Source organism: Anaeromyxobacter sp., assembly GCA_016718565.1.
Lineage (GTDB): Bacteria > Myxococcota > Myxococcia > Myxococcales > Anaeromyxobacteraceae > JADKCZ01.
The window spans coordinates 193,524-219,030 of sequence record JADKCZ010000002.1; the positions used below are offsets into that span (position 1 = coordinate 193,524).

General features: G+C 74.4%; 23 protein-coding genes. 1 reads left to right on the forward strand and 22 read right to left on the reverse strand.

The genetic code is table 11. The annotated features are described in order from the left end of the window. Positions 1 to 12: 12 nt before the first annotated feature. The 4 genes from IPO09_07580 to IPO09_07595 are packed head-to-tail and all read right to left on the reverse strand — an operon-like array spanning position 13 to position 4,752. Entirely contained in the window at positions 13 to 1,329 is a 1,317-nt protein-coding gene (locus IPO09_07580; GenBank protein MBK9517207.1) for a homoserine dehydrogenase, read from the reverse strand. Between the two features lie 2 nt (positions 1,330 to 1,331). Continuing rightward, positions 1,332 to 1,922, reverse strand: a complete 591-nt coding sequence (locus IPO09_07585; protein ID MBK9517208.1) for a hypothetical protein — start codon at positions 1,920 to 1,922, stop codon at positions 1,332 to 1,334. 38 nt (positions 1,923 to 1,960) lie between these two features. Then, positions 1,961 to 2,851 carry a HEAT repeat domain-containing protein gene (locus tag IPO09_07590; GenBank protein ID MBK9517209.1) on the reverse strand — a complete coding sequence of 297 codons (891 nt, stop codon included), beginning with the start codon at positions 2,849 to 2,851 and terminating at the stop codon, positions 1,961 to 1,963. A 17-nt stretch (positions 2,852 to 2,868) separates the two neighbouring features. Continuing rightward, positions 2,869 to 4,752 carry a restriction endonuclease gene (locus IPO09_07595; protein ID MBK9517210.1) on the reverse strand — a complete coding sequence of 628 codons (1,884 nt, stop codon included), beginning with the start codon at positions 4,750 to 4,752 and terminating at the stop codon, positions 2,869 to 2,871. A 127-nt stretch (positions 4,753 to 4,879) separates the two neighbouring features. Between IPO09_07595 and IPO09_07600 the strand changes: the two genes are divergently transcribed. Next, on the forward strand, positions 4,880 to 7,102 hold the full coding sequence (locus tag IPO09_07600; GenBank protein ID MBK9517211.1) for a PQQ-binding-like beta-propeller repeat protein: 2,223 nt from the start codon (positions 4,880 to 4,882) through the stop codon (positions 7,100 to 7,102). A 4-nt stretch (positions 7,103 to 7,106) separates the two neighbouring features. Here the strand turns inward: IPO09_07600 and IPO09_07605 are convergent, their stop codons facing one another. From IPO09_07605 to lepA, 18 genes are all read right to left on the reverse strand, one after another. Then, the gene (locus IPO09_07605) at positions 7,107 to 7,841 is read right to left on the reverse strand and encodes a metallophosphoesterase family protein (protein ID MBK9517212.1); all 735 of its coding nucleotides are present in this window, start codon (positions 7,839 to 7,841) and stop codon (positions 7,107 to 7,109) included. 46 nt (positions 7,842 to 7,887) lie between these two features. Then, positions 7,888 to 8,823 (reverse strand): sugar kinase, encoded by a 936-nt coding sequence (locus tag IPO09_07610; GenBank protein MBK9517213.1) that lies wholly within the window; start codon positions 8,821 to 8,823, stop codon positions 7,888 to 7,890. A gap of 74 nt (positions 8,824 to 8,897) precedes the next feature. Beyond that, positions 8,898 to 9,980 carry a 23S rRNA (adenine(2503)-C(2))-methyltransferase RlmN gene (gene rlmN / locus IPO09_07615; protein MBK9517214.1) on the reverse strand — a complete coding sequence of 361 codons (1,083 nt, stop codon included), beginning with the start codon at positions 9,978 to 9,980 and terminating at the stop codon, positions 8,898 to 8,900. Positions 9,981 to 10,075: 95 nt separating this feature from the next. Continuing rightward, positions 10,076 to 11,464, reverse strand: coding sequence for an HlyC/CorC family transporter (locus IPO09_07620; GenBank protein MBK9517215.1), 1,389 nt, complete (start codon positions 11,462 to 11,464; stop codon positions 10,076 to 10,078). A gap of 153 nt (positions 11,465 to 11,617) precedes the next feature. Beyond that, positions 11,618 to 12,061, reverse strand: coding sequence for a nucleoside-diphosphate kinase (gene ndk / locus IPO09_07625; protein ID MBK9517216.1), 444 nt, complete (start codon positions 12,059 to 12,061; stop codon positions 11,618 to 11,620). A gap of 82 nt (positions 12,062 to 12,143) precedes the next feature. Beyond that, positions 12,144 to 13,160, reverse strand: a complete 1,017-nt coding sequence (gene sucD / locus IPO09_07630) for a succinate--CoA ligase subunit alpha (GenBank protein ID MBK9517217.1) — start codon at positions 13,158 to 13,160, stop codon at positions 12,144 to 12,146. Between the two features lie 29 nt (positions 13,161 to 13,189). Further along, positions 13,190 to 14,356 carry an ADP-forming succinate--CoA ligase subunit beta gene (gene sucC / locus IPO09_07635; protein MBK9517218.1) on the reverse strand — a complete coding sequence of 389 codons (1,167 nt, stop codon included), beginning with the start codon at positions 14,354 to 14,356 and terminating at the stop codon, positions 13,190 to 13,192. Between the two features lie 141 nt (positions 14,357 to 14,497). Continuing rightward, a complete protein-coding gene (gene mdh, locus IPO09_07640) occupies positions 14,498 to 15,436 on the reverse strand; it encodes a malate dehydrogenase (protein MBK9517219.1) in 939 nt (312 codons plus the stop codon). Between the two features lie 38 nt (positions 15,437 to 15,474). Then, the gene (icd, locus tag IPO09_07645; GenBank protein ID MBK9517220.1) at positions 15,475 to 16,794 is read right to left on the reverse strand and encodes an NADP-dependent isocitrate dehydrogenase; all 1,320 of its coding nucleotides are present in this window, start codon (positions 16,792 to 16,794) and stop codon (positions 15,475 to 15,477) included. 157 nt (positions 16,795 to 16,951) lie between these two features. Beyond that, positions 16,952 to 17,614 (reverse strand): ChbG/HpnK family deacetylase, encoded by a 663-nt coding sequence (locus IPO09_07650; protein ID MBK9517221.1) that lies wholly within the window; start codon positions 17,612 to 17,614, stop codon positions 16,952 to 16,954. Between the two features lie 11 nt (positions 17,615 to 17,625). Beyond that, on the reverse strand, positions 17,626 to 18,306 hold the full coding sequence (locus IPO09_07655; protein ID MBK9517222.1) for a hypothetical protein: 681 nt from the start codon (positions 18,304 to 18,306) through the stop codon (positions 17,626 to 17,628). Further along, positions 18,303 to 19,424, reverse strand: a complete 1,122-nt coding sequence (gene carA / locus IPO09_07660) for a glutamine-hydrolyzing carbamoyl-phosphate synthase small subunit (GenBank protein MBK9517223.1) — start codon at positions 19,422 to 19,424, stop codon at positions 18,303 to 18,305. The genes IPO09_07655 and carA overlap by 4 nt, the downstream gene beginning before the upstream one ends. After that, the gene (locus IPO09_07665; GenBank protein ID MBK9517224.1) at positions 19,421 to 20,722 is read right to left on the reverse strand and encodes a dihydroorotase; all 1,302 of its coding nucleotides are present in this window, start codon (positions 20,720 to 20,722) and stop codon (positions 19,421 to 19,423) included. The genes carA and IPO09_07665 overlap by 4 nt, the downstream gene beginning before the upstream one ends. 67 nt (positions 20,723 to 20,789) lie before the next feature. After that, entirely contained in the window at positions 20,790 to 21,731 is a 942-nt protein-coding gene (locus IPO09_07670; GenBank protein MBK9517225.1) for an aspartate carbamoyltransferase catalytic subunit, read from the reverse strand. Next, a complete protein-coding gene (gene pyrR / locus IPO09_07675; GenBank protein MBK9517226.1) occupies positions 21,728 to 22,261 on the reverse strand; it encodes a bifunctional pyr operon transcriptional regulator/uracil phosphoribosyltransferase PyrR in 534 nt (177 codons plus the stop codon). Before pyrR ends, IPO09_07670 begins: the two co-directional genes overlap by 4 nt. Before the next feature lie 14 nt (positions 22,262 to 22,275). After that, complete coding sequence (locus IPO09_07680; protein MBK9517227.1) at positions 22,276 to 22,749, reverse strand: hypothetical protein; 474 nt, start codon at positions 22,747 to 22,749, stop codon at positions 22,276 to 22,278. A gap of 19 nt (positions 22,750 to 22,768) precedes the next feature. Further along, a complete protein-coding gene (lepB, locus tag IPO09_07685) occupies positions 22,769 to 23,518 on the reverse strand; it encodes a signal peptidase I (GenBank protein ID MBK9517228.1) in 750 nt (249 codons plus the stop codon). A 1-nt stretch (position 23,519) separates the two neighbouring features. Then, positions 23,520 to 25,325 carry an elongation factor 4 gene (gene lepA / locus IPO09_07690; protein ID MBK9517229.1) on the reverse strand — a complete coding sequence of 602 codons (1,806 nt, stop codon included), beginning with the start codon at positions 25,323 to 25,325 and terminating at the stop codon, positions 23,520 to 23,522. Between the last annotated feature and the right edge of the window lie 182 nt (positions 25,326 to 25,507).

Consider the following 25,507-nt stretch of genomic DNA (forward strand, 5'->3'; position numbering starts at 1 on the left):
GGCCGCCCCCGCCTAGACCGTCTCGATGCGGATGAACCGGGTGGGCTCCAGCGTCGAGGGGTGCCGGTCGATCTCGCCGATGGCGGCCCTGAGGTCGGCCTCGCGCGCCTGGTGGGTCACGAAGACCAGCGGCACCGGCGCGGCCGGGTCCGACTGCTCGCGCTGCTGCACCGCGGCCACCGAGATGGAGCGGGCCGCCAGGGTGGCGGCGATGCGCGCCAGCACCCCGGGCTCGTCCCTGACGGCGAAGTGCAGGTAGTAGGCGCAGCGGATCTCGGCGTGCGGCCGCAGCCCCACCAGCGGCTGGTCGGGCGGCAGCGGCACGCGCCCCGGGCTGCCGGCCAGGATGTTGCGGGTCAGGTCGATGATGTCCGACACCACCGCGCTCCCGGTGGGCATGGCGCCGGCGCCCTGGCCGTAGAGCATGGAGGGGCCGAGCGCCTCCGACTGCAGCACCACGGCGTTCATGGCGCCGCGCACGCCGGCCATCAGCGAGCCCTGCGGGATGAAGGCGGGGTGGACCCGGGCCTCGATCTGGCCGAGCCCTCCGGGGCCCTGGCCCTCGCAGCGGCGGGCCACCGCCAGCAGCTTGAGCGTGTAGCCGAACTCGCGGCCCCAGCGGAAGTCCTCCTGGGTCAGCTTCATGATCCCCTCGGTGAGCACCTCGGCGGGCGCCAGGCGGGCCCCGAAGGCCAGCTGGGCCAGCACGCAGAGCTTCTGCGCGGCGTCGCCGCCGGAGACGTCCAGGGTGGGGTCGGCCTCGGCGTAGCCGAGCCGCTGCGCCTCGGCCAGCACCGGCGCCAGCGCCTCGCCCTTCTCGGCCATGGCGGTGAGGATGAAGTTGGTGGTGCCGTTGACGATGCCCACCAGCGAGGAGATGCGATCGGAGGCCAGCGACTCGCGCAGGGTGCGGATGATGGGCACGCCGCCGCAGACCGCCGCCTCGTAGTAGACGTCCACGCTCTTCTGCCGGGCCAGGCGGAAGATCTCCTCGCCCCGGGTGGCCAGCAGCGCCTTGTTGGCGGTGACCACGTGCTTGCCGCGCGAGAGCGCGCCGGTGACCAGCTGGAAGGCCTGGTCCACGCCGCCGATGAGTTCGACCACCACCTCGATGGACGGGTCCTCCAGCAGGTCCTCCAGCCGGGTGCTGACCAGCCCGACCGGCAGCTCCACCGCCCGCTCCTTCGCCTCGTCGCGCCGCACCACCCGCTTGACCACCAGGCGGGCGCCCAGCCGCGCCTCGATGTCGCGGGCGTGGCGCTGCAGGATGGAGAGGACGCCGCCCCCGACGGTGCCGAACCCGGCGATGCCGATGCCTACCTCGCGCATGCTCACTTTCCCTCCAGGCGGTAGGAGCGCAGCACGGCCCGGAACTGCGGCCTGGCTGCGCCGTCCACCACCGCGAACGTCTCGATGCGCACCGGCCCGACGCCCGGCGCGTAGGTGATCTCGTTGACCAGGTCGGTGCCGCCGCCGGCGCCGTTGATGGCCCGCACCCGCAGGCAGCCCCGGAAGGTGCCGGCCGGGGTGGTCACCACCTCGCCCGCCCCGGCGATCTCGTACTTCTCGGTGGAGCTGACGGACAGCACCGACCGCCAGGTGGTGCCCACCACCAGCGGGCCGCAGAGCAGCTGGCGCACCCGGTCGCGCAGGCAGTCCGGTCCGGCCCGGAGCTCGCCCCGCTCGCTGTCCCGGAAGAAGCCGTCGGCGGTCCGCTCCACGATGCGGACGGTGCGGGTGGGGGCGCTGCCGGGCGGCAGCTGCGGGCTCTGGTCCTCCCAGACCCACTGGTTGCCCACCGCCAGCGGGAAGTAGTCGGCCGGGGCCGGGCCGCGGCGCGCCCCGCCGGGTGGGGCGTGGGCGCAGGCGGCGCAGAGGACCAGGAGCGCGAGGGCTGGGGCGAGGCGCACGGAGGGGGGCATGGCGGGGCGCATTCTAGCCTCGATCGTGGGGGTGGCCACTACCTCGCCGGCGCGCCCGCGGGCCGTGCCGGGGTCGGCGGCGGGGCCGGCGGGACCGGCAGGGTCGCCAGCGCGGCGGCGGCGGCGGCCCGCACCCGGTGGTCCGGGTGGGCCTGCTGCAGCGTGAGCAGCCAGCCCTCGGCGTCCGGACCGCCGATGTCGCCCACCACCGGGATCAGGCGCAGCGCCTCGGCCGGGTCGCCCTGGCGCGACAGCTCGATGAGGGGCGCCACCGAGCGCGGGTCCTTCAGCTGGGTGAGCGCGCCGATGGCGCGGTCCACCACCCGGCGGTCGGAGTCCTGCAGCCGCCTCACCAGCCCGGGCACGGCGCTGGGCTCGCGCCGCTCGCCCAGCGCCTGGACCGCGTGGTCCCGCACCCGCACGTCTGGTGACTCCAGGTCGGCCAGGAGCGCCTCGGCCGGCTTCTGCTCGGCGCTCAGGCCCAGGCGGGCCCCGCGCGCGGCCTCGCCGAGGGCCGCCGCCAGGGCCGCCCGCACCGCCGCCGCCGGGCCCCCGGCCGCCACGGCCTCGCCGCCGGCGCCGCCCTCGCGCCGGGACGCCTCGCCGCCGCCGCTGGCCTCGAGCTCGAGCTCGATGCGCACGTCCACCCGGAGGCCGCGGCCACCCGCCGAGGGGCCCACCCGCAACCCGGTCAGCTCGACGCGGGCCAGGTAGGCCGGCTCCCCGGCCCCGAAGCGGAACCCGGCCTCGGCGAGGGCGGCCCGCGCCAGCGCCTCGACCGCGGCGGCGTCCAGCCCCATCTCCGCCACGCCCGACAGCGACCCCTCCACCACCTGCAGCCGCGCCAGGTGGGGGGGCGGTGCGGTCCGGCTACAGCCCGAGGCCGCGAGGGCCACGAGGAGCAGCAGGCCGGCACGGGAAGGTGCCACCCGGGCCTGGCTCGGGATCACGCCCCGCCCGCGCCGTCGTCCCCGCCCTGGTCGGGCGGAGGCGGAGGTGGCGGCGGGCTGGACTCGGGCGCCGAGCCCTGCGCGGCCCCTTGCTCGGGCCCAGGCGCGCCAGGCGTACCCGGCTCGCCACCCTCGCGCTTCTCGCCGCGCCCGCGCCCACCGCGCCGGCGGCGGCGGCGGCGGCGCCGCCGGCCACCCTCGCCGGCCGGTCGCTGCTCCCCGCTGCCAGCGGCGCCAGGCGCGGCCGCCTCGCCGTCGGGACCAGCCTCGGCCTCGCCGTCGTCGCCGTCGTCCGGGCCCTCGTCGTCGCCCTCGTCGCCCTCGTCGGGCTCGGCGTCGTCGGCCAGCCGCGGCGCCACGGCCGCGAGCGGGCCATCGACCGAAGGACCGGCCTCCACCTGCTCGGCCTCCTGCCTGGCCGGCTCGTCCCCCTCGGCTGCCGCCGGGACCTCCAGGGACTCCCCCTCGGCGCCCGGCTCCCGCGGCTCGCCGCGGTCCGGACGCTCGCCGCGCCCGGGACGCTCGCCGCGCCCGGGACGCTCGCCGCGCTCCGGACGCTCACCTCGCTCCGGGCGCTCACCGCGCTCCGGGCGCTCACCGCGCTCGGGACGCTCGCCGCGCTCCGGGCGGTCCGACCGCTCGCGCCCCTCGGGTTCGCCCTCGCGGCGGTCCCGCTCCTCGCGCCTGGCCCGCCGCGCCGTCTCCTCCCGCGCCGCCACCTCGGCGGCGGCCGCGAAGACCGCCTCGTCCACCTCCGGCACCACCACCGCCACGCAGCCGAGGGCCGCGTCGGCGAACGCCTCGGCCAGCGCCTCGCCGCACAGCAGCACCACCGGCAGCTGACCGGCCGCGGCCGCCTCGCTGCGAGCGTCGCGCGCCGCCTCGCCGGCCGTCACCACCACGCCGATCTGGGCGCCGTAGTGGCCGAGGTCGCGGCGCGTGTCCACCACGTCGCGGCGGGCCGCGTCGGCCCCGCTGCGCACCACCCGGAAGCAGTGGCGCACGTCGGCCAGCCCCATGCGCCGGCGACCGGTGTAGATGACGTGTTCGCGGCCGCGCTTGGCCACCTTGACCTCGCGGTACCCGGTGCGCTCCAGCAGCTTGGCCACCAGGTGCTCGACCGTGGGGGCGTCGCACTCGCGCAGCCGGCGGCGCAGGCCGGCCAGCCCGGCGCGGCGCAGGTCCCCCGGCGAGGCCGACCGGACCACGGCGGCGGCGGCCAGCGGCGCGGTGCGCTCGCCGGGCTCCGGCTGCGCCACCAGGGTGACCAGCTCGCCGTCGAGCTGGAAGAGCGCGCGCCGACCGGCCGACTCGCGCCGGTGGTTGTCCTCGGCGAGCGCCGCGCCCAGGGCGCCGGCGTCGCGCACGAAGGCCTCCGGCATGAGCAGCCGCTCGGCCCCCTGCGCCGCGATGGCCGCCAGCGCCAGGGACTGGCCGGCGCCGGCCAGGATCTCGTAGGCCACCTCGGCGGGCGGCGGGAAGCGCCGACCGCGCCGCTCCTCGCCCTCGTCGCGCCGGCGCACCTTCTCGCCGCGCCCCGACGAGCGGGCCGCGTCGCGGATGGGCGCCGGGTGGCGCTCGCGGGCCCGGTACGGCGCGTCGTCCACCGGCGGCGTCTCGATGAGGTTCTCGAGGCCCAGCGGATCCTCGTCGAGCCCCCACTCCACCAGGGCGAAGGTGCCGGTGGTGACCGACAGGACCTTGCGCTCCAGGCGCGGCAGCCGGCAGTGGGCGGCCACCTGATCGGCCATCACCTCCTCCGGGATCTTGCCGACGTGGTCGAGCAGGTTCTCCCGGACGGCGATCTCGGTGATCTTCTTGAAATGGAGAGGCTTCCCCTCGCGCCGCAGCACCTCGATGGCGGCTTCGGTGAAAGTCATTGGATTCCTTGAGAGAAAAGAGGAGGGGGCCAGCCAGGTGCGGCCCGCCAGAAGGCGCACATCATGTTCGCGGATGGGAACGCTGTCAACGTTGAAAGGTCTCGATTTGACGAACATTCTTCCGCTCGTGGTCCACGTCCGCACCACCGGAGACTGGCGCCTCGCCCCTGCCTCGGACGGCCAGGGCGCCGCGGCGGCGCCCGAGGACGTGGTGGGCGTGCTCTCGGTCGAGGTGGACGGGGTGGATCTCACCGCAGGGCGAGCCGAGGGCGCGGTCCTGCCCGCGCTGGAGGGGCTGCTGGCGGCCGCGGCGCGGCTCCTGGCCCGGGGAGGCCGGGCGGCGGCCCCGCTGGCCGACGGCCGGCTGCTCCTGGTGCTGCAGCGCGCCGGCGAGCGGGTCGAGCTGTCCCTGCTGGAGGTCGGACCGCCGGCCCGGCTGCTGGTCCGCGGGGTGGCGGTGGACCTGGAGGCGCTGGCCGGCGCCACCCTGGACGCGGCACACGCCGTGGGCCGCGAGCTCTGCCGGCTCCCCGCCGGGGAGGCGGCGTCCCGCCGCCTGGCCCTCGCGGCCAGGGCCGCGGAGCGCCAGCCTGCGCCCGGGCCGCCGGGGCACCGGGAGGAGGCGCGCCCCGAGCCGGCGCCCTGGCTCCTCGCCGCGCGGCCGCGGCCAGGGCCCCACGCCCACACCTCCGCGGGCGACGCGCCGCTCCACCTCCACGTCGAGCTGGCCGACGAGGCCACGGGGCTCTGGCTGGGGCCGGGCGAGCCGGCCGACCTGGCCGCGCTGCTGGCCCCTGGCCGGGTCACCCTGGCCGCCGGCCCCACCCGGCTCGCGGTGCTCGAGGGCCTGCCGTTCCTCACGCTGCGCGACCTGGTGGACGGCCTGGAGGAGGCCTCCCGGGCGCGCCGGCGCGGCGAGCCGCCCGGCCGACTCCGGCTGGCCAGCGGCGCGCCCGCCCGCGAGGTGGCGCTCGACCTGCGCCACGAGGCGGCCCGGGCGGCGAGCGCGGCCGGCTCGACGCAGGCGCTGGCGCTGGCCAGCGCCACCGTGCGCGCGGTGGAGGTGCTGGGGCACCTGGCGGTCCGGGCCTCGCCGGCGCACGCCGCCAACCCGGCCCTGCTCGAGCTGCACGCGGCGGCCCTGACGGCGCAGGCCCACCTCGCCGCCCAGGCGGAGGGCGACGCCCAGCTGGCCACGGCCGCGTCCCGGCGGGCCTCCGCCCCGCCCCGGCAGCGTCCGCTGGCCCACGGCGAGCTCCGGCGCATCTCCCTGCGCACCTGGCACCGGGCCCACGTCGGCGCGCCGGTGACCCCGCGCCTGGCCGCCGCCGGGCCGGTGCTGCTGGCCTTCGGCCGCGACGCGGTGGTGGCCCACGGCGGGCGCAGGCCCTGGCGGGCGGCCGGGGCCCACTGGGCCGCCCTGGCCGGCGGGCTGGTGCTGGTGAGGCGGGAGGCCCGTCTGGCCGCCCTGGACCCCGCCACCGGCCGGGAGCGCTGGTCCCGCGCGCTGCCCGGCGCCGACCCCACCGGCGCCGCGGGCCGGCCGGGCGGGCCGCTGCTCCTCTGCGAGCCGGAGTCGCTGACGGCCCTCGACCCCGCCACCGGCGCCACCCGCTGGCGGCTCGACCTGCCCGGCAGCGGCGGGCTGGCGCTGGGTCGCGCCGGGCCGCTGGCGCTGGTGGCCGGCGCCTCCGGGCTGGTCCACGGCATCGCCCCGGACGGCGGGCTGGCCTGGCGGGTGCGCGGCCCGGGTCCGGCGCTGGCCGCGCCGCTGGCCTGCGGCCGGGCGGTGGCCTGCCTGCACGCGGCGGGCTCCGGCGCGAGCCTGCTCTTCCTCGACGCCGCCTCCGGCGCCCGGCGCGGCGAGGTGGCGCTCGACGTCCGCCCCTCCGGCGCGCCGCTGCTGGTCCGCGGCGGCCTGGTGGTGGCGGGGCGCTCCGGCGGCGAGGCGGTGCTGGTGCGGGTGGACGCGGCGCGCGGGCGACGCTGGGAGGTGGGGTTGCCGCTCGACGGCCCCCCCCGCCCGGCCGCCGCCGGCCCGCTGCTGGTGGTGGGAGGCGACGGCGGGGCGCTGCTGGGGCTCGACCCGGCCGGCCGGGTGGCCTGGAGCCTGCCGGCCCAGGGCGAGGGCGAGGGCGGCGCGGCCCCGCTGCTGGCGCGCGGCGTGGTGGTGGCCTCGCGGGGCGGGGTGGCCCTGCTGGACGCCGCCACCGGCCGGCCCCTGGGCCTGGCGGCCGGCCTCTCGCCGGCCCACCTGGTGGCCGGGCCAGGGCTGGAGGTGGCGGCGCTGGAGGTGGACGGGGCCGTCGCCTGGCTCGGGCCGGGCGGGCACGTCAGCGTGCTCGGCTGAGGGCCTACACGCCCAGGAAGAGCCGCTTCCCGAAGTTGAGCGCCAGGTCGGCGTCGAAGATCTTCTGCGCCGAGGCCTCGATGTCGTAGGCCACCCGGTGGTAGGTCACCTCGCGCCGGCTGGTGTCGTAGATGACGAAGCAGGCGCGGTTGTCGCAGTCGCGCGGCTGGCCCACCGACCCCACCGAGATGACGTACTTGTAGCCTTGGCGAAGCCCGAACCGGTTGGACACCACCTCGACCACGTCGCCGCCCGGGCCGATCGCGAAGGTCTTGCAGAGGTGGCTGTGGCCGATGAAGGAGACCGCCGACAGCTCGCGGGCGTAGGGCAGCAGCTCGCGGGCCTGCTCCAGGGCGAAGACGTAGTCGTAGGCCTCCGGCAGCACGGGCGACCCGTGGCTGAAGCAGACCTCCCCGTCGCGCCAGGTGAAGGGCAGGCCGCGCAGCCACTCCAGGTGATCCTGGTCGATGCGGCTGGCCGTCCAGTCGAGGGCGTGGCGGGCGGCGTCGTAGTAGAAGCTGTAGTCCATCCGCCCCGAGACGGCGGCGTCGTGGTTGCCCAGCAGGGTCACCGCGGCCCGCTCCCGGATGAGCCGGCAGCACTCGTTGACGCTGGCCCCGTAGCCCACCACGTCGCCGAGGCAGATCACCCGGTCCGGGCGCTCGCGATCGAGCAGGCCCAGCGTCTCGGTGAGCGCCTCGAGGTTGGAGTGGATGTCGCTCAGGATGGCGATGCGCATGCGGCCTCGGGTGACCCGCGATGGTAGCCGCCGCCCGGATTGAGCGTCAACGCTCCCCCGCCAGCACGTCCACCTCGAGGTCGTCGAAGTGCGCCAGCCGGCGCGCCTCGGCGTAGCGCCCCCGCACCTCGTCGGCCGTCAAGGTGCGCAGCCGGTCCAGGCTGAACTGCTCCACCGCGAAGCTGGCCAGCACGCTGCCGAGCACCAGGGCGCGGCGCATCACCTGGGGCTCCTCGCTGCGGCGCCGGGCCAGGTAGCCCATGAAGCCGCCGGCGAAGCTGTCCCCGGCGCCGGTCGGGTCGAAGACGTCCGGCAGGGGGTAGGCCGAGGCGGCGAAGACCTCCTCGCCGGAGAAGTAGAGCGCGCCGTACTCGCCGCGCTTGATGACCACGGCGCGCGGCCCGAAGGAGAGGATGCGGCGGGCCGCCTTGACGATGTTGTGCTCGCCGGAGAGCTGCCGGGCCTCGGCGTCGTTGACGAAGAGCAGGTCGACGCGCCGCAGGGTCTGCAGCAGGCTGTCCCGCTTCGACGAGATCCAGAAGTTCATGGTGTCGCAGGCCACGAAGCGCGGCCCGCGCACCTGGTCGAGCACCGCGCGCTGCAGGTCGGGGTCGATGTTGCCGAGGAAGACGTACTCGGTGTCCCGCCAGGCGGCCGGCAGCTCGGGCTTGAAGTCGGCGAAGACGTTGAGCTGGGTGTCGAGGGTGTGGGCGGTGTTGAGGTCGAACTCGTACCGGCCCTTCCAGCGGAAGGTGCGCCCGGGCTGCCGCGACAGCCCGGCCAGGTCCACCCCGCGCGAGGCCAGGAAGTCCACGTGCTCCTGCGGGAAGTCCTCGCCCACCACCGCCACCACCCGCACCGGGCCGAAGTAGCTGGCGCAGGTGGAGAAGTAGCAGGCCGACCCGCCCAGGATCTCCTCGCGGCGCCCGAAGGGCGTCTCGAGCGAGTCGAGCGCGACCGAGCCGACGACCAGCAGCGACATGGTGTTCCCCTCTCGAAGGCGCCCGCCACCGCGCGGGCGCGCCTGCGTTCCCTAGCCCGGCGCGGCGGGCCTGGTCAATCGCCGCGCGCCGGGTCCGGCGCCGGCGCGGCCGGCGCGGGCCCGACCGCGGTCCCCGCGGCGGCCAGCTGCCCGCAGGCCGCGGCGATGTCCCGGCCCCGGTTCTTGCGCACCACCGCGGTGAGCTGCCGCGCCAGCAGCCGCTGGTGGAAGGCCTCCACCCGCGCCGGGTCCGGGGCGCGGTAGCCCAGCCCCGGGTTGTCGTTGTAGGGGATGAGGTTCACCTTGGCGGGCACCCCGGCCACCAGCCGGGCCAGCCGCTCGGCGTCGGCGTCGCTGTCGTTCACGCCGCCCAGCAGCACGTACTCGAAGGTGATGCGCCGCCCCTGGCGCAGCGGGAAGGCCCGGCAGGCCGCCAGCAGCTCCCCGATGGGCCAGCGCCGGTTGACCGGCATGAGCACGTCGCGCTGGGCGTCGGTGGTGGCGTTGAGCGAGACCGCCAGCTTCACCTGGGTGTCCCGGCCGAGCCGCGCCATGGCCGGCACCAGGCCGCTGGTGGAGACCGTGACGTGCCGGTGGGAGAAGTTGGGGCCGTCCTCGTGCAGCAGCAGCGCCAGCCCCGCCACCAGGTTGTCGTAGTTGTGCAGCGGCTCGCCCATGCCCATGAAGACCAGGTTGGTGAGCGGGCGCGGGGCCGGCCCCTCGCCCAGCTCCACCAGCCGCCGGTTGGCGCGGTGGACCTGGTCCACCAGCTCGCCGGGGGTGAGGTGGCGCGCCAGCCCCATGGTGCCGGTCATGCAGAAGGTGCAGGCCAGGGCGCACCCCACCTGCGAGGAGACGCACAGCGTCTTGCGCTCGGTCTCCGGCATGTAGACCGACTCGATGAGCCGACCGTCGGCCGTCCGCCAGGTCCACTTGATGGTGCCGTCGCCGCTGCGCTGCTCGCTGGCGCGCTCCAGCGTGGTCAGGGTGGTGCGCTCCGCCAGCGCCTCGCGGAAGGCGCGCGGCAGGTCGGTCATCTCGTCCAGGCTGGCGGCGCCGTTGCGGTGCAGCCAGCGCTGCAGCTGGCGGGCCCGGAAGGGCTTCTGCCCCATGGCCTCCACCAGCGCGGCCAGCCCGGCCTGGGAGAGCGAGCGCAGGTCCGGGGGGGCGCCGGGCGGGGCGGCCCGGGCCGCGGCGCCGCCCAGGTCCGGGCCGGCCGGCCGGGCCGGCGGACCCGGCGCCAGCGGCCCGCTCACGAGGCCACCGCCGCCTTGCCGGGCTGCTCGGCCTGGGGCGCCGCGGGTCCGGGGCCGGCGCCGCGGCGGGTGATCTCCACCTTGGTGACGCGGCGCTCGTCGCCGCCCCGCACCGTGAAGGAGAGCCCCTCCCAGGTGATGACCGCGCCCACCGGCGGGACCCGGCCGGCGGTGGCGGTGACGAAGCCTCCCAGGGTGCCGTAGTCGCCCTCCTCCGGGAACCCCACCTCGCCGCGGCGCGCCTCCTCCTCGTCGGCGGCCGCGGGCGCCGGCTGCGCGTTGAGGTACTCCTCCAGGTCGTGCAGCGGGATGGCGGCGTCGGCCAGCCAGGTCCCCTCCCCCACCAGCTTCACCGGGGCGGCCTCGGCGTCGCCCTCGTCCTGGATCTCGCCCACGATCTCCTCGAGGACGTCCTCCAGGGTGACGATGCCGCTGGTGCCGCCGAACTCGTCCACCACCACCGCCAGGTGGACGTGGCGCCGCTGCATCTCCTTGAGGAGGCGGGAGATCTTCATCTGCTCGGGCACGAAGAAGGGCGCCTTGAGGTGGCCGTCGAGCCGCACCGCCGCGATGGGGCCGCGGCGCAGCTCGGAGACGATGTCGCGCACCATCAGCACGCCCACCACGTTGTCCACCGAGCCCTCGTAGACCGGCATGCGGCTGTACGGGTTCTCGGTGACCACCCGCAGCAGCTCCTCCGGCGCGGCGGTGCGGTCGATGGCCACCATGCGCGTCCGCGGGATCATGATCTCCTTGACCACCCGGTCGGCGAACTCCAGCACCGAGTTGAGGAGCTCCTCCTTGACCTCGTCGAGCACCCCCTCGCGGGTGCCCATCTCGATGAGGTACTCGATCTCCTCGCTGGTGACCGCCGGGGTGGCGCCGCTGCCGCCGCCGAAGAGCTTGACCACCGCCGAGGTGGCGCGGGTGGTGGCCGACGAGATGGGCCACATGACGAAGGTGACCGCCTGCACCAGCGGGATCATCGCCATCGAGACCTGCACCGGGTGGCGCTTGGCCACCGTCTTGGGGATGATCTCGCCGAGGAACAGGACCACCACGGTGGTGACGGCGGTCGCCACCGCCACGGTGGTGGCCTCCGACCAGCTGGGGTGGCCCAGCAGCAGGTCCACGGCCACCGAGCCGGCCAGGGCGCCGGCGCCGACGTTGACCAGGGTGTTGCCGATGAGGAGCGTGGCCAGCACCCGCTCCGGGTGCTCCACCCACAGGCCGAGCAGGCGGGCCCGCCGCCCACCCGACTCGCGCAGCTGGCGGGCCCGGGCGTCGCCCAGGGCGGTCAGCGCGGTCTCCGTCCCCGAGCAGAAGGCGGAGCTGACCAGGAAGGCCAGCGCCAGGAGCCACTTCCAGGTCTCGACCACGTCCACGCTGCCCGCTCCACTCGAGGGGCTGGAGGCCCCTCGAAAATGACGAAACCCGCCCCGGAGATCGGGACGGGCTCGTTCATTCTAACCCGGCCAGGCCTCGCGGACGGGACCCGTCCGGGGCCTGGGGCGTGTTTTTGTAGTTGTTGCAGTGACTTAGCTGCGCTTCACCCACGCGTAGCTATGGACCTCGGTCTCCGGGAAGAAGTAGGAGATCTCGATCTTGGCGTTCTCGGCGCTGTCGGACCCGTGCACCGTGTTCTTCTCGATGTCGGTGGCGAAGTCCTTGCGGATGGTCCCCTCGGCCGCCTTCTTGGGGTCGGTGGCGCCCATCACCTCGCGGTTCTTGGCCACGGCGTTCTCGCCCTCGAGCACCATCAGGACCACCGGACCGCTGGTCATGAAGGTCACCAGGTCGTTGAAGAACGGGCGGGCCTTGTGGACCGCGTAGAAGCCCTCGGCCTCGCGCCTCGACAGGTACGACAGCCGCATCGCCACCACCTTGAGGCCCGAGGTGCCGAAGCGGGCGATGATCTGGCCGATGACGCCCTTCTCGACGCCGTCGGGCTTGATGATGGACAGGGTGCGTTCGCTCGCCATGACTGCTCCTTCGCTGTTGAGTGTGGGTGGACCGCGGCCGCCGCCAGGGCGGGGGCGCGACGGGCCGGTGAGGTGCTGCGGACTACCGCTTCTTTCCGCCCCGGGCCACGGGCGCCGGCCTGGCTCCCTTGGTCGGCGCGGCTGCCCTGGCTGGCGCGGCCGCCTTGGCTGGCGCGGCCGGCCTGGCCGGGGCCGCCCGCTCGGGCTCCCTGGCCTTCGGCCGGCGGGCCAGGGTCTCCTTCATGGCCTTGCCGAGCAGGTGCGGCCCCTCGACCACCATGATGCCCGCCTCCCGCATGGCGTCCAGCTTGGCCTCGGCGGTGCCGGAGCCGCCCGAGATGACGGCGCCGGCGTGGCCCATGCGCTTGCCCGGCGGGGCGGTGCGGCCGGCGATGAAGCCCACCACCGGCTTGGTCATGTGGGCGCGCACGTAGGCCGCGCCCTTCTCCTCCTCCGAGCCGCCGATCTCGCCGATCATGATGACGGCGTCGGTGTCCGGATCGGCCTGGAAGAGCTGCAGCATGTCGACGAAGTCGGTGCCGTGCACCGGGTCGCCGCCGATGCCCACCGCGGTGGACTGGCCCATGCCCAGCGAGGAGAGCTGCTTGACGGCCTCGTAGGTCAAGGTCCCGGAGCGCGACACCACCCCGATGCGGCCGGCCTTGTGGATGTGGCCAGGCATGATGCCGATCTTGCACTGGTCGGGGGTGATGACGCCGGGGCAGTTGGGCCCGAGCAGCCGCACCCCGGGGTTGACCGCCAGGAAGCGCTTGACCCGCACCATGTCGAGGATGGGGATGCCCTCGGTGATGGCCACCACCAGCGCCACCCCGGCGTCGGCCGCCTCCATGATGGCGTCGGCGGCGTAGGGCGGCGGCACGAAGATGGCGGCGGCGTTGGCGCCGGTCTCCCGGACCGCCTCCTCCACCGTCTGGAAGATGGGGACCTGCTTCTGGAAGGTGGTGCCGCCGCGGCCAGGCGTGACGCCGGCCACCACCCTGGTGCCGTAGGCCACCATCTGCTCGGTGTGGAAGCTGCCGGCCGAGCCAGTGATGCCCTGGACCAGCACGCGGGTGTTCTTGTCGACGAGGATGCTCACGTGGACGCTCCGGGGGGCGGCGGGGCCGCTCAGGCCAGACGGGCGGCGGCCACGGCCTTGCGGGCCGCCTCGCCGAGGTCGTCCGCAGGGGTGATGGCGAGCCCGCTCTGGGCGAGGATCTGCTTGCCGAGCTCGACGTTGGTGCCCTCGAGCCGCACCACCAGCGGGATGGTCAGGCCCACCTGCCTGGCCGCCACCACGATGCCGTTGGCGATGACGTCGCACTTCATGATGCCGCCGAAGATGTTGACGAGGACGCACTTCACGTTGGGATCCGACAGCAGGATCTTGAAGGCCGCCGTGACCTTCTCCTCGTCGGCGCCGCCGCCCACGTCGAGGAAGTTGGCGGGGCGGCCGCCCGACAGCTTGATGGCGTCCATGGTGGCCATGGCCAGGCCGGCGCCGTTCACCATGCAGCCGATGTCGCCGTCCAGCGCGATGTACTGCAGGTCGTGCTCCTTGGCCTGCGTCTCGCGGGGATCCTCCTCGTCCGGGTCCCGCATGGCCGCGATGTCCGGGTGGCGGTACAGGGCGTTGTCGTCGAAGTTCATCTTGGCGTCGAGCGCCAGCACGTCGCCGGCCACCGTCACCACCAGCGGGTTGATCTCCGCCAGCGAGGCGTCGGTGGCGATGTAGGCGTTGTAGAGGCCGGTGGCGAAGCGGACGAAGGCGTTGACCGAGTCGCCCTGCAGCCCCAGGCCGAAGGCCAGGCGGCGCGCCTGGAAGGCCAGCATGCCGGTGGCCGGATAGATCAGCTCCCGCAGGATCTTCTCGGGCGTGTCGTGGGCCACCTTCTCGATGTCCACGCCGCCCTCGGTGGAGGCCATGATGGCCACCCGGCCGACCTCGCGGTCCAGCGTCATGCCGAGGTACAGCTCGCGGGCGATGCGGCAGCCCTCCTCCACGTAGACCTTGTTGACCCGCTGCCCCTCCGGGCCGGTCTGGGGCGTCTTGAGCATCATCCCCAGCATGGCCTCGGCGTGGCTGCGCGCCTCGTCCGGCGAGCGGGCCAGCTTGACCCCGCCGCCCTTGCCGCGGCCGCCGGCGTGGATCTGGGCCTTGACGGCGCAGATGCCGCCGCCCAGCTGCCGGGCCGCGCCCTCCGCCTCGAGCGGCGTGGCCGCCAGGTAGCCGCGCGGGACGGCCACCCCGAACTTCCGAAGGATGTCCTTGGCCTGGTACTCGTGGATCTTCAAGGGGTCACTCTCTCGGCGCCGCGCCCGCTGCCCGGGCCGTGGTGGCCGGGAGCGGCGTGGCGCGGCAGGGTATACAACCTCGGCGACGCCTTTGGCGACTGCCGCGGAGGGGGGGCCGACCCACCGGCCCCGGGCGGGCGCCTAGAGGTTGGTTTCGGCCACCGACCGGCGCACGCTCTCCACCGAGCGGGCCAGCATGGCCTGCTCGCCCTCGTCGAGGTCCACCTCCACCACCCGCTCCACCCCGCCGGCGCCGATCACCGCCGGCACCCCCAGGAACAGGCCGCGCACCCCGTACTGCCCCTCCAGCATGACCGAGCAGGGCAGCACCCGCTTGGAGTCGTTGAGGTAGCTCTCGGCCATGGTGACGGCGCTGACGGCCGGGGCGTAGAAGGCCGAGCCGGTGCCCAGCAGGGCCACGATCTCGCCGCCGCCCTTGCGGGTCCGCTCCACGATGGCGTCCAGCCGGGCCTGGTCCAGGAACTTGCCGAGCGGCGCCCCGCCGATGGAGCTGTAGCGCAGGAGCGGCACCATGTCGTCGCCGTGCCCGCCCAGCACCAGCGCCGTGACGTCCTGGGGCGACACCCCGGCCGCCTCGCCCACGAAGTACTGGAAGCGCGCCGTGTCGAGCACGCCCGCCATGCCGACCACCCGGTGCCTCGGGAAGCCGGTCACCTTGTACATGGCGTAGACCATGGCATCGAGCGGGTTGGTCACCACGATGACCAAGGCGCCGGGGGCGTACTGCTTGATGCCCGTGGCGACCCGGGTGATGGCCTCCAGGTTCACCTTGAGCAGGTCGTCCCGGCTCATGCCGGGCCGGCGGGGCACCCCCGCCGTGACGATGCAGACGTCGGCGTCGCGGATGGCCGAGTAGTCGCTGACGCCGCCGCCGCTCACCGCCACGTCCGCCTGGAGGACCCCGCGGGTCTCCTGCAGGTCGAGCGCCTTGCCCTTGGCCACCCCCTCCATGATGTCCACCAGCACCACGTCGCCGAGCTGCCGCTGCAGGCAGAGCAGCGCCATGGTGCCGCCGATCTGGCCGGCGCCGATGAGGGCAAGCTTCTTGCGGGTCGCCATCTGGATCCTCCTGGGGTCGCGCTGCGGGTGGTGCCGCCCTACCCCGGCATGTGCCGGATGGTCTCGTCGCCGAAGCCGGAGCAGGTCACCTCGACCACCCCGGGGACGCCCTCGGCGCGCATCAGCCTGGCGAAGTCGGAGGTGACGCGGCGCGCCCGGATGGCGCCGCGCAGCCCGCGGTCCACCAGGTCGGCCGCCTCGTCCCACCCCAGGTGGCGCAGCAGGAGCTCGCCGGAGCGGATCACCGAGCCCGGGTTGGCCCGGTCGAGGTCGGCCAGGCGAGGGGCGGTGCCGTGGGTGGCCTCGAAGACGGCGTGGCCGGTCTGGTAGTTGGCGTTGCCGCCCGGCGCGATGCCGATGCCGCCCACCTGGGCCGCCAGCGCGTCCGACAGGTAGTCGCCGTTCAGGTTGGGCGTGGCGATGACGTCGAACTCCTCGGGCCGCGTCAGCGTCTGCTGCAGGGCCACGTCGGCGTAGACGTCCTTCACCTCCAGCCGGCCGGCGGCGCGGGCCGCCGCGAGCTCGGCCGCCGCCGCCTCGTCGCCGCGGGCCGCCTTGGTCCGCTCCCACTGCGCCTGGGTGTAGGTCCGGGCGCCGAACTCCCGCTCCGCCAGGGCGTAGCCGAAGGCCCGGAAGGCGCCCTCGGTGTGGCGCATGATGTTGCCCTTGTGCACCAGGGTGAGGCTGCGGCGGCGGTGGCGCAGGGCGTACTCGAGGGCCGCCCGCACCAGCCGCTCGGTGCCCTCCTTGCTGATGGGCTTGAGCCCCAGCCCGCAGCTGGCGGGGAAGCGGATCCTGGCGTGGTCGCGGGGGAACTCCCGCGCCAGGAAGGCCAGCAGGCGGGCGGCCGCCTCCGACCCGGCCTCCCACTCGATGCCGGCGTAGGTGTCCTCGGTGTTCTCCCGGAAGACCACCACCTCCACCCGCTCCGGGTGCTTCACCGGGGTGGGGACCCCCTCGATCCAGCGCACCGGCCGCAGGCAGACGTACAGGTCGAGCCGCTGGCGCAGCGCCACGTTGAGCGAGCGGATCTCGCCGCCGGCCGGGTTGGTGAGCGGGCCCTTCAAGCCCACCAGGTACTCGCGGAAGGTCTCGATGGTCTCGTCCGGCAGCCAGCTGCCGAACTTGGTGAAGGCCTTCTCCCCGGCGTAGACCTCGGTCCAGGCGATCTTGCGGCCGCCCCGGTAGGCCTGGTCGACGGCCGCGTCGAGCACCCGCACGGTGGCGCGCCAGATGTCGCGGCCGACGCCGTCCCCCTCGACGTACGGGACGATGGGACGGTCGGGCACCTGCAGCACCCCTCCCACCATCGCGATCTTCGACCCGTCCTTCGGCAGCACGGGCTTCGCTTCGGCCATCGGTGTGGGCCCCTGGGCGAGGGTGAGGGTGAGGCGGTGTCATACCACCGGCCCCACGGCCCGGCAAAGGCAGGCAGCGGCCAAGGTGACTGAAACGCCTAGGGTTTTTCGGACTCGTTCGGTCGACAATCGCGGACGGAGAAGCCCGTCCGGGGCGTCAGGCGAACAGGTCGGCGTAGCTGCAGAGCCGGATCCCGGCCGACTCGACGAGCCGCCGCGCCGCGCCGCTGCACAGGGCCTCGAGCTCCACCTCGCGCTCCACCCCGAAGCTGGTCCGGGCCACCGACGGCCGGTAGCCCGGGTGGGCCATGAGCTCGGTGGTCCCGTCGGCCAGCGCGGCCAGCGCCACCAGGAGCGCGGCCTCGGTCCAGGCGGGCCGCAGGCCGGCGTCGCCGAGGAAGGCCCCGGCGCACCGCACGCCGCTGGCCCGCAGGGTGGCCCGCATGGGCCCGTCGAGTGCCCTCACCGGCATCCCGCGCGCCGCGGCCACGCGGGCCACCGCCTCCAGCACGCCAGGCCGGGCGTGGGCGTGCTTGTGGCTGTCGAGGTGGGTGGGCGGCGCGCCCCGCAGCGCCTGGAAGCGCGCCAGCTGCCGCTCCAGCTCCCCCGCCACCAGCCCCGGGGGGAGCCCGGGCTCGAGGACCGCGTGCAGCCCGACCCCCAGGGTGGCCGGCGCGTCCCGCAGGGCGGCGGCGGCGAAGGGCGCGAGCACCATGGCGGTGGCGCTGGTGACCAGCCCCTCGCGGTGGGCGCGCAGGATGCCGCGGTCGATCTCCGGGTCGTACCCGAGGTCGTCCGCGTTGACGACGAGCCGCCGCACGCCCGGCCCGGCTACGGCTTGCCGGGCCGGGGCGTCATGGCCCGGGCGTCGACGCTGAAGTCGTAGATCGACTCGAGCCGGACGTTGCGGTACCGCTCCAGCTTGAAGCCCATGCGCGAGAGCTGCGCCAGCAGCGCCGCCACGTCGGGACGCCCGCCCTTGCCGGCCGCCTTCTTGAGCCGCTTCACCTCGGCCAGGATCTTCGAGCGGGCCTCGCGCGGGTGGTACAGGAAGGCCCCCGAGAACCAGAGCTCTCCCTCGAACGGCATGAGCCGGGCCTCGAGCAGGTCGCCCTTGGCCAGGCCGGCCACCTGGCGGCGCTCGGTCACGTCGGCGTCCTCGCCGGTGAAGACGTCGCGCAGCCGCACCCGCCCGGGCTCCAGCTTGCGCACCTCGAAGAGCCCGTGGCGGTTGGCGCCGAGGGCGCGGAAGGCGGCCGCCTCCTCCGGGGGCAGCCCCGGGCCCTCGGCCGCCAGGAACCGCTCCAGCGCCGTGGAGGCGTCGGGGGTGGGCCGGAAGTCGAAGAGGTAGGCCTCCAGCATGCCGCTGACGCGCCGCTCGTAGGACTGGTCCTCCTCGTGCGGCTCCCCGTAGCGGCCGAAGTGATCCTGGCGCGCGGCCAGCAGCAGCGGATCCTTGGGGTCGGCGCTGGCCCACGAGAGCAGCCGCTCGTGGAGCTCCGGCAAGGTCATCGGGCCCGCTCCATCAGCCCGGCGAACCGGCCGAAGAGGGCCCGCGCGTCGTGCGGGCCAGGCGAGGCCTCCGGGTGGTACTGCACGCTGAAGGCGGGCGCGTCGAGCGCCTCGATGCCCTCCACCGTGCCGTCGTTCAGGTTGACGTGGGTGACCCGGGCGCGGGCGCCCAGCGAGGCCGGGTCCACCGCGAACCCGTGGTTCTGCACGGTGATGTCCACCTTGCCGGTGCTGAGGTCCTGGACCGGCTGGTTGGCGCCGCGGTGGCCGAACTTGAGCTTGTAGGTGCGGGCGCCCAGCGCCAGCGAGAGGATCTGGTGACCCAGGCAGATGCCGAAGATGGGCACCCGGCCGAGCAGCGCCGAGACCGTCTCCTGCGCCCCCGCCACCGCGGCCGGGTCGCCCGGGCCGTTGGTGAGGAAGACGCCGTCCGGCTTGAGCGCCAGCGCCTCGGCGGCGGTGGTGCGGCCGGGCACCACGGTGATGCGGCAGCCCTGCTCGGCCAGCAGCCTGAGCATGGAGCGCTTCAGGCCCCAGTCGTAGGCCACCACGTGGAAGCGCGGGGCCTCCGCCTGCCCGCGCCCGGCCTCGGTCCAGGCGTCGGCGCCGGTCCCGGTCCACTGGTAGCGCACCGGCGTCGAGATGCGGGAGGCCAGGTCCTGCCCCTCCATGCCCGGCAGCGCCCGGGCGCGCGCCACCAGCTCGGCGGCGCTGCCGCTGCTGGAGACGACGCCCATCTGCGCCCCGTGGGTGCGCAGGTGCCGGGTGAGGCGGCGGGTGTCGATGCCGGCCAGGCCCACCACGCCGCTGGCCTTGAGGTAGGCGTCCAGGCTCCGCTCGGCGCGGAAGCTGGAGGGGACCTCGGCGAAGTGGCGCACGATGAAGGCGGTGGCGTGGATGCGGTCCGACTCGTCGTCGGCCGCCACCACCCCGTAGTTCCCCTGCTCCGGGTAGGTCATGCAGATCATCTGGCCGACGTAGGACGGGTCGGTCAGGATCTCCTGGTACCCGGCCATCGAGGTGTTGAAGACCACCTCGCCGCTGGCCTCGCCGGGGGCGCCGAAGGCGGTGCCCTCGAAGGTGGCGCCGTCCGCCAGCGCCAGCAGACCGCGGCTCATCGCGTCTCCCCGCCCACCTGGTGGACCAGCCGGCCGCCCACGAAGGTGTGGGTGCAGCGCCCGGTCAGCTGCGTGCCGCGCCACGGGCTGTTGGCGCTCTTGGAGAAGGTGGCGGCGGCGTCGAAGGTCCAGACGGCGGCGGGGTCGAGCACCGCCACGTCGGCCGGCGCGCCGCGGGCCAGCGTGCCGCCGGGCAGGCCGAAGGCCCGGGCCGGCGAGGCCGTCAGCGCCTCCACCAGGCGCCGCTCGGTGAGGGCGCCGCCCCGCACCAGCCCCAGGCAGACCGCGAAGGCGGTCTCCAGCCCGGTGATGCCGTTCATGGCGGCGTCGAACTCCACCGCCTTCTCCACCGCCGAGTGGGGCGCGTGATCGGTGGCGATGCAGTCGATGGTGCCATCGGCCAGCGCCTCCCGGCAGGCCGCCACGTCGGCGGCGGAGCGGAGCGGCGGGCTCATCTTGAAGTCGGTGGAGTAGCCGGAGGCGGCCACGTCCTCGTCGGTGAGGGCCAGGTGGTGCGGCGTGACCTCGGCGGTCACCGGCAGCCCGCGCCGCTTGGCCTCGCGCACGGCCCGCACCGCGCCGGCCGAGGAGAGGTGCGAGATGTGCAGCCGCCCGCCGGTCAGCTCCACCAGCGCGATGTCCCGCAGCACCATGACGTCCTCGGCCTGGCCGGGGATGCCCTTCAGGCCCAGCCGGGTGGAGGCCGCCCCCTCGTGCATGACGCCCTTGCCCACCAGGGACAGGTCCTCCTCGTGCACGGTCAGCGGCAGCCCGAAGGCGCGGGCGTACTCCAGCGCCCGGCGCATCAGCGCCGGCGACGAGACCGGCTTGCCGTCGTCGGAGAGCGCCACGCAGCCGCCCGCCTTGAGCTCCCCGTACTCGGCCAGCTCCTCGCCGGCGGAGCCCTTGGAGATGCAGCCGCACGGGTAGACCCGGGCCAGCCCGGCCGCGGCGGCCCGCGCCAGGATCAGCTCGGTGACCGCCAGCGTGTCGTTGACCGGCTTGGTGTTGGGCATGCACACCACCGAGGTGAAGCCCCCCGCCACCGCGGCGCGGGCCCCGGAGGCCACCGTCTCCTTGTACTCCTGCCCCGGCTCGCGCAGGTGGACGTGCAGGTCGATGAAGCCGGGGGTGACCCACCGGCCGCGGGCGTCCACCACCGTGGCCCCGGACGGGCGCTCCACCCGCTCGGACACCTCGGCCACCAGGCCGTCCTTCAGCACCACGGTGCGCACCCCGTCGGTGCCGCTGGCCGGATCGATGACCCGGCCGCCCTCGATGATCGTCACGTCAGCCATGCAGATGCCTTTCGGGGACACGCTCGCCCCTCGGGTGGGCCGCGCCGGGCGCGGCCGGTTCGGAGGATCAGGCCCGGGCCTCGGCGGGGTCGCCGCCGGCCAGCAGGTACAGGATGGCCATGCGGACGGCCACGCCGTTCTGCACCTGGTCGAGGATGACGCTGAAGGGGCCGTCGGCCACCTCCGGCGAGAGCTCGACGCCACGGTTGATGGGGCCCGGGTGCAGCACCAGCGCCCCGGGCTTGAGCCACTCGGCCGCCTTCTTGGAGTTGAGGCCCCACAGCCTGGAGTACTCGCGGGTGTTGGGGATGAGCGGGTCGCCGATGCGCTCGTGCTGGATGCGCAGCATGACCACCGCGTCGGCCCCCTCCACCGCCTCGCGCAGGTCGGTGTGCACCGTGCAGCCGAGCTGGGCCAGCCCGGCCGGCATCATGGTGGGCGGACCGCACATGCGCACCCGGGCCCCGAGCTTGGTGAAGCCGTGCAGGTCGGAGCGCGCCACCCGGCTGTGGCTGACGTCGCCCACGATGGCCAGGGTCTTGCCCTCCAGCGTGCCCAGCCGCTCCCGCACCGTGAAGCAGTCCAGCAGCCCCTGGCTGGGGTGCTCGTGGGCGCCGTCGCCGGCCGAGACCACCGCGCAGCCCACGTGGTCGGCCACCAGCCGGGGCGCGCCGCTGGCCGAGTGCCGGATGACCAGCACGTCCGGGCGCATGGCCTCGAGGTTGCGGGCGGTGTCGATGAGGGTCTCGCCCTTGGAGACCGACGAGGAGGCCGAGGTCCAGTTGAGGGCGTCGGCCGAGAGGATCTTGGCCGCGATCTCGAAGGAGCTGCGGGTGCGGGTGGAGGCCTCGAAGAAGAGGTTGACCACCGACTTGCCCCGCAGCGATGGCACCTTCTTGATGGGCCGGCGCAGGACCTCCTTCATGGAGACCGCCAGGTCGAGCACCAGCTCGAGCTCGTCCCGCGAGAAGTCCTCCAGCGCGATGCAGTGTCTCTGGCGCCCGATCACGGCTTCCTCCCGGTCACGACGACCGCGTCCACGGCGGCCCCCTCCTCGCGGAGGCGCACCTGCACGTCCTGCCCGTCGGCCACCTCGAGGCGGGCGGCGGCGAAGTCGGCGGCGATGGGCAGCTCGCGCCCGCCCCGGTCCACCAGCACCGCCAGCCAGACCCGGCGGGGGCGGCCGAAGTCCACCAGCTCGTCGAGGGCCGCGCGCACGGTGCGGCCGGTGTAGAGCACGTCGTCCACCAGCAGGATGGTCTTGCCCTGCACCGGGAAGCGGATGTCGGTGGGGCCGACCACCGGCGCCGCGCCGCGGGCCGGCGTGTCGTCGCGGTAGAGCGCGATGTCCAGGGTGCCCACCGGCGGCTCGGCCCCCAGCAGGCCGGTGAGCTCGGCGCGCAGCCGGGCGGCCAGGTGCACCCCGCCGCGGCGGATGCCGACGATGGCCAGCGAGTCGGCGGCGCCGGCCGCGCGGGCGCGGTCGGCGATCTGTCGCGCCAGGCCCCGCACGGCCTCGGCGATCTGTGTGGCGTCCACGGTGGCTCCTCCCATCAGCGCTCTGGGCCCCAGGTCGGGACCTCGAGGTCCTGGGTCAGGTCGATGGCGAGGGTCACCTCGTCCACCCGGTCGAGGAAGGGATACACCACCGGCCTGACGTACTCGAACTCCACGTGGAGCATGGCCGGCTTGACGGAGGTGTCGCGCTCCCAGGTCACCATCTCCGGCTGCAGGTCGACCATGGGGACCCGCACCGGCTCGCCCGAGGCGTCCACCCCGTCGGTCCTGGCCAGCGACTGGACCTTGGTGCACAGCTGGCCGACCAGGCGCTCGTCGGCGCGGTCCTTGATGGCCCGGTTCATGAAGTCGCGGGTCACCTGCTTCACCTCGAAGTGCAAGGTGTAGACGGGGATCCAGACGAAGCCGAGGTAGCCGGCTCCGGCGACCAGCAGGACCAGCAGGGCGGTGACCCAGGAGAACTGGCCCCGCTCCAGCGGGCGCCGAGAGGCCGAGGAGGCGGGCAGCATCAGGGGCAAGCTTCTACCGTTACTCGACCGGTTTGAAAAGGCGTTCGAGGCGCAGGCCCGGACCGGCCCCCGGGATGGGGCGCCAGCCGCCCTCGCCCCAGCTCACGCCCACCACCGCGGCCCGCCCCACCACCGCCGCCGCCGGCACCTCCCACCCGTCCCGGCTGTCGGCGGAGCGGTCGCGGTTGTCGCCCAGCACGAAGAGGTGGCCCGGGCGGACCGGGCCGTAGGGTCCCTCCCGCCGGTTGGGCCTGACCCGCCGGCACTGCAGCGTGGCGTGGACCAGCGCCGCGGCCCCGCCGGGGTCCAGCACCTCGCGGCCCAGGCGGCAGGTGTCGCGGCGCGCCTCCTGGCCCGGCCCGCCCGGCTCCAGGTACTCGAGCGTCCCGGCCTCGGTCCGGGGCTGGGCCACGCCGTTGACGTGCAGCACCTGCTCGCGCAGCTCGAGCAGGTCGCCCGGCAACCCCACCACCCGCTTGACCAGCCGGCGGCCGGGCGCCTGCGGGTCCTCGAACACCACCACGTCGCCGCGGCGCGGTGGCTCCAGCGCCAGCAGCGGCCGCGCCAGCGCCGGCAGGGCGACCTGGTAGGCCAGCTTGGAGACCAGCACCTGATCGCCCGCCAGCAGGGTGGGCGCCATGGCGCCGCTGGCCACCTCGAAGGGCTCGAGCACCAGCAGGCGCAGCAGCAGGGCCAGCCCCACGGCCGCCGCGGCGGTGCGCAGCAGCGGGCCGGCCCACGGGCGGCGCGGGCGCCCGCCCGGCGCCACCTCAGTCCTCGACCTTCAGCACCGCCAGGAAGGCCGACTGCGGGATCTCCACGCTGCCCACCTGCTTCATCCGCTTCTTGCCCTCCTTCTGCTTCTCCAGCAGCTTGCGCTTGCGGGAGATGTCGCCGCCGTAGCACTTGGCGATGACGTTCTTGCGGAAGGCCTTGACGGTCTCGCGGGCGATGATCTTGGCGCCGATGGCGGCCTGGACGATCACCTCGTACATCTGCCTGGGGATCTCCTCCTTCAGCTTCTGGCAGATGTCGCGGCCGCGGAAGTACGAGTTCTCGCGGTGCACGATGACCGAGAGGGCGTCGACCGGCTCGCCGTTGATGAGGATGTCGAGCTTGACGAGATCCGCCTCCTGGTAGCCGAGCAGCTCGTAGTCCAGGCTGGCGTAGCCGCGGCTGACGCTCTTCAGCTTGTCGAAGAAGTCGAAGACCACCTCGGCCAGCGGGATCTCGTAGGTGATCTGCACCCGCTTGGTGCCGATGTACTTCAGGTCCTTCTGCACGCCGCGCCGGTCCTGGCAGAGCTTGAGGATGTTGCCGACGTCGTCGGTGCGGGCGTGGATGTGGCAGGTGAGGACCGGCTCCTCGAGCTTGGCGATCTTCTGCACGGGCGGCAGCTTGGCCGGGTTGTCGATCTCCTGCTCCACGCCCTGGGTGTCGGTGATGCGGTAGATCACCGAGGGGGCGGTGGTGATGAGCGAGAGGTTGTACTCGCGCTCCAGCCGCTCCTGCACGATCTCCATGTGCAGCAGCCCGAGGTAGCCGCAGCGGTAGCCGAAGCCGAGCGCCTGCGAGCTCTCGGCCTCGAAGGTGAAGGCCGAGTCGTTGAGCTTGAGCTTGTCGAGCGCGTCGCGCAGCTGCTCGTAGTCGGCGGCGTCGATGGGGAAGACGCCGCTGAACACCATGGGCTTGACCACCTTGAAGCCCGGCAGCGCCTCGGTCACCGGCCGGTCGGCGTCGGTGATGGTGTCGCCCACCTTGGCGTCGTGCACGTCCTTGACGTTGGCGACGCAGATGCCCACCTCGCCCGCCATGAGGTGCGGCACGGCCTTGGAGAAGGGGGTGAAGACGCCCAGCTCCTGCACCTCGAACTCGCGCTTGTTGCTCCACAGCAGGATCTTCTGCCTGGGCTTGAGCGTCCCCTCGAAGACCCGCACCAGCATGACCACGCCGCGGTAGGAGTCGTACCAGGAGTCGAAGATGATGGCCTTGAGGGGCCCGTCCGGATCGCCCCTGGGCGGCGGCACCTTCTTCACCACCTGCTCCAGGATGTCGATGATGCCGATGCCCTCCTTGGCCGAGCAGGGCACCGCCTCGCTGGCGTCGAGGCCGATGACCTCCTCGATCTCGCGCCGCACCTCCGCCACGTCGGCGCTGGGCAGGTCGATCTTGTTGATGACCGGCACGATCTCGAGGTCGTGGTCGAGCGCCAGGTACACGTTGGCCAGGGTCTGCGCCTCGACGCCCTGGGTGGCGTCCACCACCAGCACCGCCCCCTCGCAGGCGGCCAGCGAGCGGGACACCTCGTAGGCGAAGTCCACGTGGCCGGGGGTGTCGATGAGGTTGAGCTGGTAGGTCTTCCCGTCCTGCGCGAGATAGCGCATGCGCACGGTCTGGGCCTTGATGGTGATGCCCCGCTCCCGCTCCAGCTCCATGTTGTCGAGGAACTGCGCCTGCTGCTCGCGCTTGGTCACCGTCCCCGTGGCGTCGAGCAGGCGGTCCGCCAGCGTCGACTTGCCGTGGTCGATGTGCGCGATGATCGAGAAGTTTCGGATGTGCGCGTTCTGCTCTGACATGGGGGCTGCGGCTCTTATCACGGGGCCCGTGCGTCCGCCATGCCAGGGGCCTGGGGTGGCGGAACGATATCGATCGGTGTCAACCTTTTCGCGTCGATATCGGGTCCCCATCCGGGAATACCGGGTGGAAACTCCCGTATCTTGTGGTTTTTGGCGAGCCGACCACCATGGGTTGTGGTCAC